Here is a 15,552-nt window from a genome sequence, read left to right as displayed (position 1 = left end):
GTTCGTACCAGCTGTGTTCACTTCAGGGCTCCCGTCGAATGATCGGCCTCACCGCGGATGCCGAAATACTTCATCGCGGTGTCCACGTCCTTGTCGCCGCGACCGGAGATGTTGACCACGATCACCGGTCTGGTCTGCGGATCCTGCTCGGTCAGCCGCAATGCGAGCCTGCGGGCCCCGGCGACCGCGTGTGCGGATTCGATGGCCGGCATGATGCCCTCGGTGCGGCAGAGCAGCTGGAACGCGTCCATCGCTTCGGCATCGGTGACCGGCTCGTAATGGGCACGCCCGGATTTGGCCAGCTGTGCATGCTGTGGGCCGACGCCCGGATAGTCGAGTCCTGCCGAAATGGAGTGCGATTCGATGGTCTGGCCATCGTCGTCCTGGAGCACGAAGGTGCGGGTGCCGTGCAGCACGCCGACCGAGCCGCCGGTGATGGATGCGGCATGATGTCCGGTCTCGACTCCCTCGCCGCCGGCTTCGAAGCCGTACAGCCCGACCTCGGGATCGTCGATGAAATCGGCGAACATACCGATGGCATTCGATCCCCCACCGACGCAGGCGCAAACCGCATCGGGCAGCCGGCCGTAGCGCTCCAGCATCGTGGCGCGGGTCTCGGTGGAGATGATCCGCTGGAACTCGCGGACGATCTTGGGGAACGGATGCGGGCCCGAGGCCGATCCGATCAGGTAGTGGGTGTTGTCGACATTGGTCACCCAATCCCGCATGGCCTCGTTCATCGCATCCTTGAGGGTGCGGCTTCCGGCTGCCACCGAAACCACCTCGGCGCCGAGCAGCTGCATGCGGGCCACGTTGAGCGCCTGACGCTGGGTGTCCACCTCGCCCATGTAGATGCGGCACTCCATACCGAACAGCGCTGCGACGGTGGCGGTCGCCACGCCATGCTGACCGGCACCGGTCTCGGCGATCACCCGGGTCTTGCCCATTCGGCGGGTCAGCAGTCCCTGACCCAGGACATTGTTGATCTTGTGCGAACCGGTGTGGTTGAGATCCTCGCGCTTGAGCAGCATCTGGGCGCCGCCGCAGTACTCGCTGAAACGCTTGGCCTCGGTGAGCGGGCTCGGGCGTCCGGCGTAGTTGACCTGCAGGTCGCGCAACTCCTCGCCGAACGCCGGATCGTGTTGGGCCTGCTCGAACTCGGCGTCCAACTCTTGCAGCGCTGGGATCAGCGCCTCGGGGACGAACCTGCCCCCGAAGGCATCGAAGTGACCGCGCATGTCGGGGAAATCAGAGAGCTTCATCGTTATTCCTGAGAGTTGATGGAACCGGCGGCGATCATCGCAGCGATCGCCGCCCCGGGGTGGGCGTCGGTGACCAGCGCTTCGCCGACCAGAATGGCGTGGGCGCCGGCAGCGCTGACGCGCGCTGCATGCGCGGGGGACTTGATTCCTGATTCGGCGACCTTGACCACGCCGTCGGGGATGGCCCCGGCGATGCGCTCGAACATCGACAGATCCACGTCGAGGGTCTTGAGGTTCCGGTTGTTGACGCCGATCAGCTCAGCACCCAGAGCCACCGCCCGCCGCGCTTCTTCAGGAGTGTGCACCTCGACCAGGGCGGTCATGCCGAGTTCGGTCGTCAGCTGATGGAGCCGGCTGAGCTGCTTGTCATCGAGGGCTGCCACGATCAGCAGAATGAGATCTGCGCCGTGGGCACGCGCTTCGTAGATCTGGTACGGCTCGACGGTGAAGTCCTTGCGAAGGATCGGCTGATCGACCCGCCACCGCACCAGATCCAGATCGGCCAGCGAGCCGCCGAAGCGACGCTGCTCGGTCAGGACCGAGATCGCCGCCGCACCACCCCCGGCATAGGCGAGCGCGAGTTCTGCCGGGTCGGAGATCTCGGCGAGTGACCCCTTGGACGGGCTGGATCGTTTGACCTCGCAGATGATCGACAGTTGCGGTGCACGAAATGCCGGCATCGGATCGCGGACTGCCGGTGCGGTCTCGATCTGCGCGATCACCTGATCGAGCGGGGTCTGCGACTGGCGGTCCGCCAGGTCGTCGCGGACGCCGGCGATGATCTGGTCGAGCACGGTGCTCATGCATCCTCCTGTTCCCGGTCATCGACGCTACCCGCACTCACCGACAGGGTCTCGTGTCTGCCCGCGCGCGAGACCGCACCGAGAACGGCGGCTGCCTTGTTCTGGGTCTCGCGGTCCTCGCTGTCGGGCACCGAGTCCGCCACGATCCCCGCGCCGGCTTGCACATAGGCAATTCCGTCGCTGATCACAGCGGTGCGGATCGCAATCGCAGCATCCGAATCGCCGGCGAAATCGAAGTAGCCGACCACTCCCCCGTAGGGTCCGCGGCGGGTTGTCTCCAGTTCGTCGATGATCTGCATCGCGCGCACCTTGGGGGCACCCGACAAGGTGCCCGCCGGAAAACAGGACATGGTGACGTCCAGGGCGCTGTGGCCGGGCTTGATGCGTCCGCTGACGCTGGCTTCGAGGTGCATGACATGGCTGTAGCGGTGCACCTGCATGAACTCGGTGACCTCGACGGTGCCCGGTTCGCAGACCCTGCCCAGATCGTTGCGGCCCAGATCCACCAGCATCAGGTGTTCGGCGCGTTCCTTCTCGTCGGCCAGCAGCTCGCGTTCCAGCCCCAGATCCGCCGCCGGGTCGGCACCCCGGGGCCGGGTGCCCGCGATCGGACGCGTGGTGGCCAGGCCGGACTTGACGGTAACCAGTGCCTCGGGGCTGGAACCCACCAGTGCGAACTGCTTGCCGTCGCGCTCGAGTTGCAGCAGGTACAGATAGGGACTGGGATTGGCCTGCCGCAGTTCTCGGTAGATGGCCAGGGCATCGGCGTCCGTGTCGATCTCGAAACGCTGGCTGGGTACCACCTGGAAGATGTCGCCGGCCCGGATGTGCTCCTTCGCCGTCTCAACCATCTCGACGAACTCTTCGTGGCTGCGTTGGCGTCGGACCACGGCGGGCGCTGCGTCGGTGCGGATGGCGACCATGCTGCGGTGCGGTTCGGCGAGCCGGGCGGCCATCTGCTGGATGCGAGCAACGGCGTCGTGCCAGGCCAGCGCGGCCCGCTGTGAGGACGCGTCGAAATTGATAGCATTGGCGATCAGCCAGATCTCACCGGTGTGATGATCGAGGACCGCCAGATCGCCGGCGGCCATCATGACCATCTCCGGCACCCCGATGTCATCGGGATTGCTGTCGGGGATGCGCTCTCGTTCACGAATGAGGTCGTAGGCGAGATAGCCGACCATTCCCGAGGTGAACGGCGGCAACTCGGGATCGCGCGGAGTGTGCAGCAGACGCAGGGCCTGGTCCAGCACGTCCAGCGGGCGTCCGGTTTGCGGCAGCCCGGCGATCGGGCGGTTCAGCGTCCAGGTCGACTCGCCGCGGTCTCCGATCAGGGTGGCGACATTGTTCACGCCGATGAATGACCAGCGCGACCAGGTGCCCTGCTCCGCGGACTCGAACAAGAAGGTGCCCGGCCGATGATCGCACAACTGCTGGAAGGCGCCGACCGGGGTGATGTCGTCGGCGAACAGCCGGACGTAGACGCTGATGACTCGGCGGTCGGCAGCAGCCACGAACTCATCAAGGCTGGGATGGATCTGTGCCTCGTCGATCATTACGCATCGTCCTCGGTGGAGCGGGCTTCGTCCGGGTCGTCGGCGAGCAGTACGCCGCCCGCGTCGAAGCAGCTTTCCGCCCCGGTGTGACAGGCGGGGCCGGTCTGGTCGACGACCAGCAGCAGGGTGTCACCGTCGCAGTCGATGGATACCTCGCGCACCCGTTGGGTGTGGCCGCTGGTAGCACCCTTGCGCCACAGCTCGCCGCGGCTGCGCGACCAGTAGGTGGCCTGGCGGGTGTCCAGAGTGAGCGCGAGCGAATCGTCGTTCATCCAGGCCATCATCAGCACCCGTCCGCTGGTGGCGTCCTGCACTATCGCCGGCACGAGACCCTGAGCGTTGCGGGTGAGCCTGGCAGCGATATCAGGCGAAAGCGGAGGAATCGACTCGGACATATGGCCTATTGTTCCGCATTCGCCGGCGGCTGCCCAACGGCGCTGTCTTCGTGGTCATTCAGATGGAGTAGAGTGCCATACATAGAGGACCTAGGGATAGGGGCGCTATGCATATCGACAAGGACCTGGTGGCCGCCTCGGCGACGCCGCTCGTCCTGGGAATACTCGCCGACGGCGAATCATACGGCTACGCGATCCTCAAACGGGTCAATGAACTGTCCGGAGGTCAGATGCACTGGACCGACGGCATGCTCTATCCCCTGCTGCACCGGCTCGAGCGCCTCGGCCTAGTCGAGTCGTCGTGGGGCACTTCCGATATCGGACGCAAACGCAAGCATTACGCCATCACCTCCGCCGGACGAGCCGCACTCGTCGAACGCCAGGAGCAGTGGACCGTTGTCGCAGACGCTTTGGCACAGGTCTGGCGCAGCACCCAGCAGCCGGACCGCATCATCGAGGAGTGGGCATGACCGTCGACGAGCTTCAGCCCGACCCGCATGAAGGCCTCGAGGCCCAGATCGCGCAGTGGCGCCGCTACGTACGGCGCCGCGAAGCTATCTCGGCGGCCGACGTCGACGAGATGGAAGATCACCTACGCGAACGAATCGATGAGTTGAGCGCTGCCGGCCTGGACGACGAGGAGTCGTTCCTGGTCGCGGTCAAGCGCATGGGCAGCCTGGACGCGGTCTCGCAGGAGTTCGCCCGGGAACACTCCGATCGGCTCTGGAAGCAACTCGTGCTGGTCTCCTCCTCCCCTGCCGGGAGCACCCGCACCAGCCGCGAACTGGCCGTCATGTTGGTCGTGGCCATGGCGGCCGGCCTGGCGACGAAGGCCGGCCTTCAGCTGCTCAGCGCGACATCCTTCGCCCTCAATGCAGCACTGATCGTCCTGCCGTTCGTGGCCGGCTACCTCGGCTGGAAGCGCCGCTTGTCGGGGCCGGCGATCGCGGTCACTGCGGCGATCTTCGTCGTGCCGGCCATCGCAATCAATGTCTACCCCTTCGATGCCGGCGGATCGACGATGATCATCGCCGCCTTGCACACGCCGGTCGTCGCGTGGGGTGCGGTCGGCCTGGTCTATGTCGGGGGCCGATGGCGATCGCAGGATCGCCGGATGGACTTCGTCCGCTTCAGCGGTGAACTCGCGATCTACTTCACCCTGCTGGCGCTCGGCGGTGGAGTGCTGCTGGGCTTGCTGGCGACGGTGTTCGGACTGGCCGAGGTGCCGTCCGGGGTCATCGAGTCCGTCATGGCGGACTGGCTGCTGCCCTTGGCGGTCCCCGGCGCGCTGGTCGTCGCGGGCTGGCTGGTCGAAGCCAAACAGAACGTCGTGGAGAATATCGCGCCGGTACTGACCAAGGTCTTCACGCCGCTCACCCTCATGATGCTGGTGGCCTGCCTGGTTGCGCTGATCCGTGCCGGTAGCCTCGTCGAAGCCGACCGGACACTGCTCATCGTGATGGACGCGATCCTGCTGCTCGTGCTGTGCCTGCTGCTCTACTCCATCTCGGCCCGCGACCCGTTGGCACCACCGCAGTTCTTCGACGGCCTGCTGGTCGCAGTGCTCGTCGCGGCGCTTGCGGTTGACGCGGTGGCCATGACCGCGATGGCGAGCCGCATCGCGGAGTTCGGGGCCAGCCCCAACAAGGTGGTGGCGCTCGGACTCAACGTCTTGTTGCTGGTCCAGTTGGCCTGGTCGGCCGTGCTCGGCGGCGGTTTTTGTGCCGGCCGGCGTCCGTTCGCCCAGCTGTGCGGCTGGCAGACCCGCTTCCTGCCCGCCTACCTGATCTGGGCGGGATTCGTCGTGCTGGTCGTTCCCCCGGTCTTCGGCTTCGCCTGATCGGCCCGGACCGAGCGACCTCAGCTGCCGGTGAATGCCGTCAGACGGTCTGTCTCATCGGCCACCAGCCGGTAGGCCTCGGGGTCCAGGTCGCCATCGATGTTCAGCCGGACGCTCGCTCTTGCCTTGGTCAGGCTCCTCTTCCAGGTGCCGGCATCGGTGGCATCGATCACCACCAGGCCTCCCCCGGCCTCGCTGAACTGCACTCGGGCGTCCCCAGCCGGGTGCCCGCGACTGCGCGGGAAGTTCGGCTTGAGGTAGCTCAGGAAGACCTCGTCGAAGGTGGGCAGCAGAAATGCCCTGCCGCTGCCGTCGTCCCACCCGGCACCGTCAGCGGCCCGCTCGGGCGCGTACCACAGCTCGGTCTCATCGACGCTGATCGAGGTCAATCCGAGGTCTCCGATCACCGCGCGGATCTGGCCGAGTGTCAGCGTGCACCAGCGCGCCAGATCACGAACGCTCGCCGGACCATGCCAGGTGAAGAATCGCCGGACGAGCTCGCGGGTGGCATCCTGCGCGTCGAATTGCGCCCGATCAGGCTCGAGGACCTCGTCCACCAGGGCGTAGCTGTGCTCGGTACCGACCAGCGGCCCGGAACAGATCAGCCCGCGCAGTTCGGCCAGCATCAGCAGATGGCCCACCACCTGCCCGTGCGGAGCCCCGGTGGCCGGCAACAGCGGTGCCAGCTGCTTGCGGGTGAGGTGATTGCGGCCCGCGAGCTCGCGCTGCAGAACCTCGAACCCGCGATCCACCAGATCGTGGTCCACGCCGAGCTGTCGATGCCTGGCCGGCATCGAGGACGCCACCTTCTCGCCGGTCAGCCGCTGCAACCAGCGCAGGTCGTCGCGATGGACGTAATGCCAGGTCGGACGCAGCACATGGGCCCGGACGATCACCCCGGCGTCGATCGACGCCCGGACCCCTGCATCGTCCAGCCCGGTGCGCATGCCGATCGACCAGCGAGCTGTCCCCGGATCCTGGGACTGCACGGCCAGGGCCTCGCTCACGTAGCCCGCAACGGTGCTGGCCGCTCCCGTCAGATGCTGGGTGGCCAACCGCTGCTCGAGCACTCGCCGGACATCCATCCTCGTTGCGCTGCCGGACGGCCCGGGATCAGCCGAGCTTGTCGAGAATCAGTTCGCGGACACGCGCGGCGTCCGCCTGGCCCCTCATGGCCTTCATGACCGCGCCGATCAGCGCGCCGGCGGCCTGCACCTTGCCGTCGCGGATCTTCTGTGCCACGGCGGGATTGGCCGCAATCGCGGCATCGACCGCAGCAGACAGTGCCCCGTCATCGCTCACCACGGCCAGCCCGCGGGCAGCCACCACCTCGGCCGGCTCACCCTCACCGGCCAGCACACCGTCGATCACCTGGCGGGCCAGCTTGTCGGTCAGGGTGCCGTCGTCCACCAGCGCCTGCAACGCGGCGACCTGGGTGGGCGCCATACCCATCTCGTCCAGCGCCACCCCCGCCTCGTTCGCGCGGCGAGCCAGCTCGCTGACCCACCACTTGCGGGCTGCCGCTGCCGGAGCACCCGCTTCGACGGTGGCCCCGATGAGGTCCAGCGCGCCTTCGACGCCGTTGATATCGCGCATCTCGAGGTCGGTGAAGCCCCATTCGGCCTGCAGCCGGGCCCGGCGCTGGGCCGGCGGCTCGGGCAGGGTGGCGCGCAATTCTTCCACCCATTCACGGCTGGGCGCCACCGGGACCAGATCGGGCTCCGGGAAATACCGGTAGTCCTCCGCCTGTTCCTTCGAGCGTCCGGCGGTGGTGTAGCCACCCTCATTCCACATCCGGGTTTCCTGGTGCACGCGGCCACCGGCCGCCAGCACCGCGGCCTGCCGGCAGATTTCGTAGCGCAGCGCGCCCTCGACCGACTTCAGCGAGTTCACATTCTTCGTCTCGGTGCGGGTGCCCAGCCGGGTCGAGCCCTTCGGCATGAGCGAGATGTTGGCGTCGCAGCGCATATTGCCGCGTTCCATCTTCGCTTCCGAAACCCCCAGCGCGCGCATCATCTCGCGTAGGTACTCCATGTACGCCCGCGCCACTTCGGGACCCTTCGTCCCGGTGCCGAGGACCGGCCGGGTGACGATCTCCATCAGCGGGACCCCAGCGCGGTTGTAGTCGACCAGCGAGTGACCGGCGCCCTGGATACGTCCCGCGCCACCGACGTGGGTGTTCTTGCCGGCGTCCTCTTCCATGTGCACCCGCTCGATCGGGATCACGTACTCCTGGCCGTCGACCTCGACGGTGACCTCGCCGTCGACGCACAGCGGCTCGTCGTACTGGGAGACCTGGTAGTCCTTGGGCATGTCGGGATAGAAGTAGTTCTTGCGGGCGAACCGGCTCCAGCCGGCGATATCGCAGCCCAGGCTGAGCCCGATCCGGATCGCCGATTCGATCGCCTTCTTGTTGACCACCGGCAGCGAGCCGGGCAGCCCCAGGCAGACCGGACAGGTGTGGGTGTTCGGCTCGCCGCCGAACTCGGTCGTGCAGCCGCACCACATCTTGGACGCGGTGCTGAGTTCGACGTGCACTTCGAGGCCGAGCACCACATCGAAGCGCTCCAGCGCCTGGTCGTAGTCCATCAGCTCATCGCTGGCGTACACACTCATCGCGCATCCTCCTGGTGAGCCGCCCGCTGCCCAATGTCGGGAATCCGGGAAAGCAATGGGCCGCCCCATCGGTCGTTCAGCGCTGCCTCCAGGGCACCGCCCACCAGATAGCAGCGATCGTCGGCCATCGCTGGAGCCATCGTCTGAAGGCCAACCGGCAGCCCGTCGCCGGGAGCCAGCCCGATCGGGAAGCTCGCCGCGCTGATGCCTCCCAGGTTGGCCGGAATGGTGCACAGATCCGACTTGTACATCGCCACCGGGTCGTTGAGCCGCTCACCGATCTTGAATGCGGTGGTGGGCGCCGTCGGTGAGACGAGCACGTCGCACTGCTCGAAGGCGGACGTGAAGTCCCGCGCGATCAGGGTGCGCACTTTCTGCGCCGACCCGTAGTAGGCGTCGTAGTAGCCGGCCGACAGCGCATAGGTACCGATGATGATGCGCCGCTTCGCCTCGTCGCCGAATCCGGCGGCGCGGCTCAGCCGCATCACCTGTTCGGTGGACGCCGACCCGTCGTCCCCGGCCCGCAGGCCGTACCGCATGCCGTCGTAGCGCGACAGATTGGAGGACACTTCGGCGGGCATGATCAGGTAGTAGGCGGCCAGCGCGTGCACGAAATGCGGGCAGCTGACCTCGACGATCTCGGCGCCCAGACTCGACAGCAGGTCGACAGCCTCGGAGAAGCGCTGCTCCACCCCAGGCGCATATCCTTCACCACCGAGCTCGCGGACGACGCCGATGCGCAGGCCCTTGACATCGGCCTTGCGGGCCGCGGCCGCCATGCCCGGCAGCGGCGCATTGATCGAGGTGGAATCCGCAGGGTCGTGGCCGCCCATGACCTCGTGCAGCAGCGCCGCGTCGAGCACGGTACGAGCGCACGGTCCGGGCTGGTCGAGCGACGAGGCCATCGCGATCACGCCGTAGCGGGAGACGCCGCCATAGGTGGGCTTGACGCCGACCGTTCCGGTGATCGAGGCCGGCTGGCGGATCGAACCGCCGGTATCGGTGCCGATCGCCAGCGGAGCCTCGAAGGCCGCCAGGCACGCCGCCGAACCGCCGCCCGAGCCACCCGGGATCCGCTCCAGATCCCACGGATTGCGGGTCGGACCGTAGGCGGAGGTCTCGGTCGAGGAACCCATCGCGAACTCGTCCAGATTCGTCTTGCCGAGGATCACCAGGCCGGCGGCAAGCAGCCGGTCGACGACCGTGGCGTTGTACGGCGGAATCCAGCCCTGCAGAATGCGCGAGCCGGCCGTCGTGGGCAGCCCCTGATAGCAGAAGAGGTCTTTGACCCCGATCGGCACTCCTGCCAGGGGGCCCAGCTTCTCGCCGGCCGCGATCCTGGCGTCCACCGCGCGTGCCTGTTGCAGGGCGCGCTCGGCATCGACGGCCAAGAAGGCGTGAACGTCGGCGTCCACCTGTTCGATGCGATCAAGACACTCGCGGGTGATCTCTTCGGAGCTTTGTTCCCCGGCGGCGATCCGGCGGCCGAGTTCGGCTGCGGTCTGGGTGATCGTGGACGCCATCACTGCTCCAGATCCAAGATGCGCGGGACGCGGAACTGACCGTCCTCGACGGCCGGCGCTGCCGCCAGCATGGCAGAGGCCGGGAAACTCGGACGCACCTGGTCCTCCCGGAAGACGTTGACCAGAGGTACTGCATGCGACATCGGTGGCACGTCCGCCTCAGCGACCTCGGCAACACTGGCCACCGAGGTCAGAATCACATCCAGTTGCGGAGCCAGCCGGGCCAGTTCCTCCTCAGTCAGTTCGATGCGGGCCAGATCGGCCAGCCTCGCGACGTCCTGCGCGGTCAAAGCCACGAGCACTCCTGTTGTTCGGTCAGCACCACCGTCTGGTGGCGGCCGGGCGGCCCGGGTGGTCGCCGGCTACCGACACATCTTAGAGCGTCGTCCCGCGGTCGCGCTCAAGACGCCTCGGCCGCAGGCATCTCCACGCGGGCGGCCATCAGCTGCTCGATCTCCTCCAGGGTCCGGTTCGAGGTTTCCGGCAGCTTCCGGGCGGCCAGCACCAGGGCGACCACATTGAGCACCGCGAAGGTCATGAAGACCGGGCCGAGACCGACCAGGCCGAGCAGCACCGGGAAGCTGAAGGTGATCAGTGCATTGGCCAGCCACTGCACCAGCACCGACAGGCCGACGCCCAGCCCGCGAATGCGCAGCGGGAAGACCTCCGAGATCATCACCCAGGTCACCGGGGAGACCGCGCCCTGCTGGCCGGTGAGGAAGACCAGCATCAGCGCCAGCACCAGCCAGGTGGCTCCCTGCCCGTCGGTGACAAGGGAGATCACGCCGATGCCGAGCAGCGAGAAGATGATCAGCGACTGGCCCAGGGCCAGCAGCTTCTTGCGCGGCAGCCGGCGCACCAGCAGCAGGCCGACCAGCGCCGCCAGCACGCTGATGACACCGTTGGCGATGGTCGCGGTCAGTGCGGCGTTGGTCCCGATGCCCGTCGATTCCAGAATGCGCGGCGCGTAGTACATGATCGCGTTCACGCCGGTGATCTGCTGGATCACCGACAAACCCATACCGATCACCACGATCCGCAGCACCCAGGGCCGGCGCAGCGCGGCCCAGCCGAGAGATTCCTGCGAGTCGCTCTTGTCGATCGTCGAGCGGATCTCATCGATCTGAGCGTCGACATGCTCCGCAGCGACCCGTTCCAGCGAGCGGCGAGCATCGGCCTCGCGGTTCTGCGCGACGTACCAGCGCGGCGATTCCGGCATCAACCGCATGCCGACCCACAAGCCGATAGCTGGGATCGAGGCGAGCAGCAGCATCCACCGCCACGACGACGATTCGCCGTACAGGTGCGCAATGAGCGCGTTGTTGGTGTAGGCCAGCAGCTGCCCGGTGACGATCATGACCTGATCGACCGCCACGATCGAGCCGCGCCGCTCGGCCGGTGAAACCTCGGCCAGGTAAACGGGCACGGTCGTGGACGCACCGCCCACGGCCAGACCCAGCACGACCCGGAAGAACGCCAGGAAGTGCACGGTCGGCGACAACGCGGCGCCGACGGCGCCGACGAAGAAGATGATCGCCAGCCACAGCAGCATGCGGCGGCGTCCGTAACGGTCGGACAGGTTGCCGCCGAAGACCGAACCGAAGGCGGCACCGATCGGCAGCGCAGCGGTGATGATGCCCTCTGCGACATCGCTCAGGCCGAGGCCGCCCTGGTCGACGGGATGAGCCATGAATGGCAGCGCGCCGGAGATCACACCGGTGTCGTAGCCGAACAGCAGGCTGCCCAGCGTCGCGATCAGCGCGACCGCCCAGATCGGTAGCGGACGAATGATAGAACTGCTTCTGGCCGTCGACATCCGACCGTTCCTCCTAGCTGAAAGCCCTGGTGGCTCCGCTGCAACATAGTAGATGCAATGTCATGTGATCGAAACACGTCCGATTCGTGGCCGGTTTGGCCGGTTGGCAGACTGATACCATGTTCTTGCTTCGAATCCAGATGCCTGATCGCTCCGGTGCTCTCGGTCAGGTGGCCACCGCTATCGGGTCGGTGGGTGCGGATATCCATCTGATCGAGGTCGTCGACAAGGCTTCATCGCAGACCGTCATCGACGATTTTCTGCTGCAGTTGTCCTCGGACACGCTGCCCGAGGACCTCGTGTCGGCCTGCCTGCAACTCGAAGGTGTGCAGGTGCTGTGGCTTTCCCGGTACCCCGACGGCTATGGCATCGAGTCGGACGTCGCCATTGCCAGCGAGATCGGCGACAATCGCGACCGCGCCCTCGAGGTCTTGCTGGAGCGGGTTCCCCAGGTCTTCCATGCCCAGTGGGCTGCGGTGGTCGGGGTCCAGGAGCAGAAGATCTTGATGGGCACCGAGAATGCGCCGCAGCTGGGTGCCGATCAGATCGCCGCCCTCGAGCCGTTCACCACCGAGCATTTCTCGGAGATGTCGGAGGCCTGGCTGCCGGGCTGGGGTTCGGTCGCGCTGGCGGTCATACCTGCCGGCAAGGACCGTCTGCTGGTGGCTGCCCGGCACGGCGGACCCGACTTCCTCGAATCCGAGCTCTACCGGCTGCACCATCTCGTCCGGCTCACCAGGGGTTCGGTCGCCGACGGCGGACTGGCCGGCCCGCCAACCCATCCTGCGGACGAATAGCTGACATGCTGGTGGCATGAGCAATGTCTGGTGGCAACTGCTACTGGCGTTCGGCTACGGCCTACTGGGCTCGCTCATCCCGGTGATCAACGGCGAGGCGTTCGTCGTCGCCGCGATCGCCACCCATCTCATCGGCCCGGTCGAAGCGGGCATCTGCCTGGGGCTCGGCCAGGGTGTGGGCAAGATGATCCTCTTTCAGGTCGTCCGGCAGGCCAAGCGGCTGCCGGTGCTGCATCGCAAGCTGCTGTCGCGTCCCGAACCCCAACCGGGAACCTGGCGCTACCGCTGGTCTCGTGTGATGAGGTGGGGAATCGCACTGGTCGAGCATCCGCGCTGGGGGCCGCTGGGCGTCTTCTTGTCCGGATCGGTCAGCGTACCCCCGAACTATCCCACCACGATCCTGGCGGCGACCACCAAGGCGAACTTCGCCGTCTTCTCGATCTTCATGACGCTGGGCTTCATCACCCGCTATGTGGTGGTCGGGCTCGCCGTCACCGGGGTCTTCCAGCGGTTCTCGTGAGCTCGGCCGCATCGCGCCGACCGGCCGGTCTCAGGCCGTGATCCCCATCAGGATCTTGTAGAAGTAGTTGCCCAGCAGGAACAGCGCGACCACGACCGCCGAGAAGATCCCGGTGACGGTGAAGCGGACACGCTTCTTCTGTTTGGTGGTCGGGACGCGCTGCGGCCCCCACTCGCCCACCTTCGGCTGCACCCGCACCGGGATGTCGGAGTTGAGGTTGAGGTCGCTGAAGATGACGCTCAGCCTGTTCACGATGGACTTGAACCGCATGGTGTCGATGGTACTGGGCGTCAGCCGGCAAGTTGTTCGGTGACGAGCCCACCGGCCTGCTGCAGATTGGTCAGCAGCCGCGCGGCCGACGCGACCGGCCAGCCTGCCAGTCCACAGGCCGGGGTCAGCACGACCTGGGGGCCGAGCACCTCCGGCGGCATCTCGAAGGCCCGCAGGATGCGCACCGTCGCGGTGGTCAATTCGTCGGCCGAGGGCACCCGAACCTCATCGGTGCGGGCGATACCCAGGGCAAGGGTGCCTCCGTCGCTGATCCAGTTGCCACAGGCGTCCAGCTCCGCGGTGCCGAGATAGCGAGCATCCAGCGAAAGCCCGGTGAACCCGGCCCTGCCCGCCATGTCGACCGGCAGACCCTGGCCGCAGCTGTGAATCCAGACGCCGTCGACGCCCTCGACGGCGTGCACCGCGGAGACGATCTGGCGCCAGCTGCTGGTCACCACGCCGCGGTCGGGCACTGGATAGCGGTGCAGCCCCGAGAAGGTCGGCAGTGTGCCGCCCAGCACCGCCCCGATGACCGGCTCGTCGAGCTGGACGATGAGCTGCCGTCCCAACCGCGCCACCAGCCGGGAGGCCAGCTGCGCCACCGCCTCGGCGAGCGCCTGCGTGAGATCGCGGCAGGCCCCCTCGTCGGCAAGAACGTGGGTCATGGTCGGATGAGCGAGCCGCACCGACGTGGCCAGCGTCCAGGGGCCGGCCAGCGCAACCTTCAGCGCACCGCCGTAGTCCTGGGTGAGTTCTTCGATGTCGTCCAGGTCGCTGCTCCACCAGCGTTGGGCGCGCCGCTGCGCCGCATCGGCGCGGGCGGCCAATCGCCAGCCGTCGGCGGTCAACTCGCAGGGTTGTTCGAGCAGCCCGAGGGTTCGCCCGATCATCGCCGAGGACGCGTCCCTGGCGGGCAGTTCGGGCCAGGCCAGCAGATCGGGCAGCAGATCGGCGACGATCCGGGTGGACTCCCGGAAATCGCGTCCGGGCATGGAGCCCAGCGCAGTGATGATCATCAGGCCGCCCTGTTGGCGGAGCGGACGGCCGAACTGATGACCGAACTGCCGATCACCCGGTCGCCGTCGTAGCAGACCGCATACTGGCCGGGTGCCACCCCTCGGTACCCCTCGTCCAGACGCATCACGATCTGCTCGTCCTCCATGCTGATCCACCCATCACGCGGCTCGCCGTGAGCTCTGACCTGCACCTTGCCACGCCAGCGTCCACGGGGGGCGCTACCGGTCCAGGTCGGCCGGATACCTCTCAGTTCATCGACCGCCAGGTCCTCGGCGGAGCCGACCGTCACCTGCCGGGACGCGGGGTCCAGCCCGATGACGTAACGGGGGCGTCCGTCGGCGGCCGGGATACCCAGGTTCAGGCCCTTGCGCTGACCGATGGTGTAGCGGAACGTGCCCTGATGCTCGCCGAGCCGGCGCCCGTCGGCATCGACGATGACCCCGGGCGCATCCCCCAGCTTCTCGGCCAGGAAGCCTGCGGTGTTGCCATCGGGGATGAAGCAGATGTCGTTGGAGTCGGGCTTGTCGGCCACCGCCAGGCCGAGTCCGGCAGCCTCGGCACGCACCTGTGACTTCAGTGAGTCGCCCAGGGGGAACAGCGAATGGGCGAGCTGGTACTGGTCGAGCACCCCCAGCACATAGGACTGATCCTTGCCCGGATCGCGCGAGCGCCACAGCTCGAGCCCGTGATCCCCGTCGATCAGCCGGGCGTAATGACCGGTGGCGACCGCGTCGTAGCCCAGCGCAAGACCCTTGGCGAGCAGTGCCGCGAACTTGATCCGCTCATTGCACCGAAGGCACGGGTTGGGCGTGCGTCCGGCGGCGTACTCGTCCAGAAAATCGCCGATCACATCGTCGGCGAAGCGCTCCGAAAAATCCCAGACATAGAAATCGATACCCAGCCTGTCGGCAACCCGGCGGGCGTCATGCACATCGGCCAGCGAACAGCACCCACGCGAGCCGACCCGCTGGGCGAGCGGGGTGCGCGACAACGCCAGATGCACACCGGTGACCTGGTGGCCGGCGGCGATCAGCCTCGCGGTGGCAACCGACGAATCGACGCCACCCGACATGGCCGACAACACCCGCATCTGATATCTCCTTCGCTGCTTCGCTTTACGCCTCAACCAGTCTAGGT

At 67.0% G+C, this 15,552-nt stretch carries 16 protein-coding genes; 4 read left to right on the top strand and 12 right to left on the bottom strand.

The annotated features are described in order from the left end of the window. Positions 1 to 17 precede the first annotated feature (17 nt). Genes trpB through hisI form a run of 4 tightly spaced genes read right to left on the bottom strand, consistent with a single transcriptional unit; the run spans position 18 to position 4,016 of the window. The gene (gene trpB, locus QUE25_RS14220) at positions 18 to 1,262 is read right to left on the bottom strand and encodes a tryptophan synthase subunit beta (RefSeq protein WP_286266140.1); all 1,245 of its coding nucleotides are present in this window, start codon (positions 1,260 to 1,262) and stop codon (positions 18 to 20) included. 2 nt (positions 1,263 to 1,264) lie between these two features. After that, positions 1,265 to 2,065, bottom strand: a complete 801-nt coding sequence (gene trpC, locus QUE25_RS14215) for an indole-3-glycerol phosphate synthase TrpC (RefSeq protein WP_286266138.1) — start codon at positions 2,063 to 2,065, stop codon at positions 1,265 to 1,267. Continuing rightward, a complete protein-coding gene (locus QUE25_RS14210; protein WP_286266137.1) occupies positions 2,062 to 3,621 on the bottom strand; it encodes an anthranilate synthase component I in 1,560 nt (519 codons plus the stop codon). The genes trpC and QUE25_RS14210 overlap by 4 nt, the downstream gene beginning before the upstream one ends. Next, entirely contained in the window at positions 3,621 to 4,016 is a 396-nt protein-coding gene (hisI, locus tag QUE25_RS14205; protein ID WP_286266135.1) for a phosphoribosyl-AMP cyclohydrolase, read from the bottom strand. The genes QUE25_RS14210 and hisI overlap by 1 nt, the downstream gene beginning before the upstream one ends. A 107-nt stretch (positions 4,017 to 4,123) precedes the next feature. Here hisI and QUE25_RS14200 point away from each other — a divergent pair, with 107 nt between their 5' ends. Both QUE25_RS14200 and QUE25_RS14195 read left to right on the top strand, forming a co-directional pair. Further along, positions 4,124 to 4,486, top strand: coding sequence for a PadR family transcriptional regulator (locus QUE25_RS14200; protein WP_286266134.1), 363 nt, complete (start codon positions 4,124 to 4,126; stop codon positions 4,484 to 4,486). Beyond that, the gene (locus QUE25_RS14195) at positions 4,483 to 5,856 is read left to right on the top strand and encodes a permease prefix domain 1-containing protein (protein WP_286266132.1); all 1,374 of its coding nucleotides are present in this window, start codon (positions 4,483 to 4,485) and stop codon (positions 5,854 to 5,856) included. The genes QUE25_RS14200 and QUE25_RS14195 overlap by 4 nt, the downstream gene beginning before the upstream one ends. Before the next feature lie 20 nt (positions 5,857 to 5,876). On the opposite strand, the gene QUE25_RS14190 is transcribed toward QUE25_RS14195, so the two are convergent. The 5 genes from QUE25_RS14190 to QUE25_RS14170 all read right to left on the bottom strand — a co-directional run bounded on the left by QUE25_RS14190 (position 5,877) and on the right by QUE25_RS14170 (position 11,811). Further along, positions 5,877 to 6,926 carry a winged helix DNA-binding domain-containing protein gene (locus QUE25_RS14190; RefSeq protein WP_286266130.1) on the bottom strand — a complete coding sequence of 350 codons (1,050 nt, stop codon included), beginning with the start codon at positions 6,924 to 6,926 and terminating at the stop codon, positions 5,877 to 5,879. Between the two features lie 43 nt (positions 6,927 to 6,969). Continuing rightward, positions 6,970 to 8,472, bottom strand: a complete 1,503-nt coding sequence (gatB, locus tag QUE25_RS14185; protein WP_286266129.1) for an Asp-tRNA(Asn)/Glu-tRNA(Gln) amidotransferase subunit GatB — start codon at positions 8,470 to 8,472, stop codon at positions 6,970 to 6,972. Next, on the bottom strand, positions 8,469 to 9,995 hold the full coding sequence (gatA, locus tag QUE25_RS14180) for an Asp-tRNA(Asn)/Glu-tRNA(Gln) amidotransferase subunit GatA (protein WP_286266127.1): 1,527 nt from the start codon (positions 9,993 to 9,995) through the stop codon (positions 8,469 to 8,471). The genes gatB and gatA overlap by 4 nt, the downstream gene beginning before the upstream one ends. Then, positions 9,995 to 10,291, bottom strand: a complete 297-nt coding sequence (gene gatC / locus QUE25_RS14175) for an Asp-tRNA(Asn)/Glu-tRNA(Gln) amidotransferase subunit GatC (RefSeq protein WP_286266125.1) — start codon at positions 10,289 to 10,291, stop codon at positions 9,995 to 9,997. Before gatC ends, gatA begins: the two co-directional genes overlap by 1 nt. A 104-nt stretch (positions 10,292 to 10,395) precedes the next feature. Beyond that, positions 10,396 to 11,811, bottom strand: a complete 1,416-nt coding sequence (locus tag QUE25_RS14170; protein ID WP_286266122.1) for a sugar porter family MFS transporter — start codon at positions 11,809 to 11,811, stop codon at positions 10,396 to 10,398. A 119-nt stretch (positions 11,812 to 11,930) separates the two neighbouring features. Between QUE25_RS14170 and QUE25_RS14165 the strand changes: the two genes are divergently transcribed. Both QUE25_RS14165 and QUE25_RS14160 read left to right on the top strand, forming a co-directional pair. After that, the gene (locus tag QUE25_RS14165) at positions 11,931 to 12,608 is read left to right on the top strand and encodes an ACT domain-containing protein (RefSeq protein WP_286266121.1); all 678 of its coding nucleotides are present in this window, start codon (positions 11,931 to 11,933) and stop codon (positions 12,606 to 12,608) included. 16 nt (positions 12,609 to 12,624) lie between these two features. Then, a complete protein-coding gene (locus QUE25_RS14160; RefSeq protein WP_286266117.1) occupies positions 12,625 to 13,128 on the top strand; it encodes a hypothetical protein in 504 nt (167 codons plus the stop codon). A gap of 30 nt (positions 13,129 to 13,158) precedes the next feature. On the opposite strand, the gene QUE25_RS14155 is transcribed toward QUE25_RS14160, so the two are convergent. The 3 genes from QUE25_RS14155 to mnmA are packed head-to-tail and all read right to left on the bottom strand — an operon-like array spanning position 13,159 to position 15,505. Continuing rightward, the gene (locus tag QUE25_RS14155; RefSeq protein WP_286268605.1) at positions 13,159 to 13,398 is read right to left on the bottom strand and encodes a hypothetical protein; all 240 of its coding nucleotides are present in this window, start codon (positions 13,396 to 13,398) and stop codon (positions 13,159 to 13,161) included. 20 nt (positions 13,399 to 13,418) lie between these two features. Further along, positions 13,419 to 14,414 (bottom strand): uroporphyrinogen decarboxylase/cobalamine-independent methonine synthase family protein, encoded by a 996-nt coding sequence (locus tag QUE25_RS14150; RefSeq protein WP_286266115.1) that lies wholly within the window; start codon positions 14,412 to 14,414, stop codon positions 13,419 to 13,421. Beyond that, the gene (gene mnmA / locus QUE25_RS14145) at positions 14,414 to 15,505 is read right to left on the bottom strand and encodes a tRNA 2-thiouridine(34) synthase MnmA (RefSeq protein WP_286266114.1); all 1,092 of its coding nucleotides are present in this window, start codon (positions 15,503 to 15,505) and stop codon (positions 14,414 to 14,416) included. Before mnmA ends, QUE25_RS14150 begins: the two co-directional genes overlap by 1 nt. Positions 15,506 to 15,552: the final 47 nt, after the last annotated feature.

This window comes from Brooklawnia propionicigenes, from assembly GCF_030297015.1.
GTDB lineage: Bacteria > Actinomycetota > Actinomycetes > Propionibacteriales > Propionibacteriaceae > Brooklawnia > Brooklawnia propionicigenes.
This window is presented reverse-complemented; position numbering and strand designations above follow the sequence as displayed.

Excerpts from the sequence above, each read along its gene's own strand:
- gatA (WP_286266127.1), bottom strand. The coding sequence starts at position 9,995 with ATGGCGTCCACGATCACCCAGACCGCAGCCGAACTCGGCCGCCGGATC.
- gatB (WP_286266129.1), bottom strand. The coding sequence starts at position 8,472 with ATGAGTGTGTACGCCAGCGATGAGCTGATGGACTACGACCAGGCGCTG.
- mnmA (WP_286266114.1), bottom strand. The coding sequence starts at position 15,505 with ATGCGGGTGTTGTCGGCCATGTCGGGTGGCGTCGATTCGTCGGTTGCC.
- QUE25_RS14195 (WP_286266132.1), top strand. The coding sequence starts at position 4,483 with ATGACCGTCGACGAGCTTCAGCCCGACCCGCATGAAGGCCTCGAGGCC.
- QUE25_RS14210 (WP_286266137.1), bottom strand. The coding sequence starts at position 3,621 with ATGATCGACGAGGCACAGATCCATCCCAGCCTTGATGAGTTCGTGGCT.
- QUE25_RS14160 (WP_286266117.1), top strand. The coding sequence starts at position 12,625 with ATGAGCAATGTCTGGTGGCAACTGCTACTGGCGTTCGGCTACGGCCTA.
- QUE25_RS14165 (WP_286266121.1), top strand. The coding sequence starts at position 11,931 with ATGTTCTTGCTTCGAATCCAGATGCCTGATCGCTCCGGTGCTCTCGGT.
- trpB (WP_286266140.1), bottom strand. The coding sequence starts at position 1,262 with ATGAAGCTCTCTGATTTCCCCGACATGCGCGGTCACTTCGATGCCTTC.
- hisI (WP_286266135.1), bottom strand. The coding sequence starts at position 4,016 with ATGTCCGAGTCGATTCCTCCGCTTTCGCCTGATATCGCTGCCAGGCTC.
- QUE25_RS14170 (WP_286266122.1), bottom strand. The coding sequence starts at position 11,811 with ATGTCGACGGCCAGAAGCAGTTCTATCATTCGTCCGCTACCGATCTGG.
- trpC (WP_286266138.1), bottom strand. The coding sequence starts at position 2,065 with ATGAGCACCGTGCTCGACCAGATCATCGCCGGCGTCCGCGACGACCTG.
- QUE25_RS14150 (WP_286266115.1), bottom strand. The coding sequence starts at position 14,414 with ATGATCATCACTGCGCTGGGCTCCATGCCCGGACGCGATTTCCGGGAG.
- QUE25_RS14155 (WP_286268605.1), bottom strand. The coding sequence starts at position 13,398 with ATGCGGTTCAAGTCCATCGTGAACAGGCTGAGCGTCATCTTCAGCGAC.
- QUE25_RS14200 (WP_286266134.1), top strand. The coding sequence starts at position 4,124 with ATGCATATCGACAAGGACCTGGTGGCCGCCTCGGCGACGCCGCTCGTC.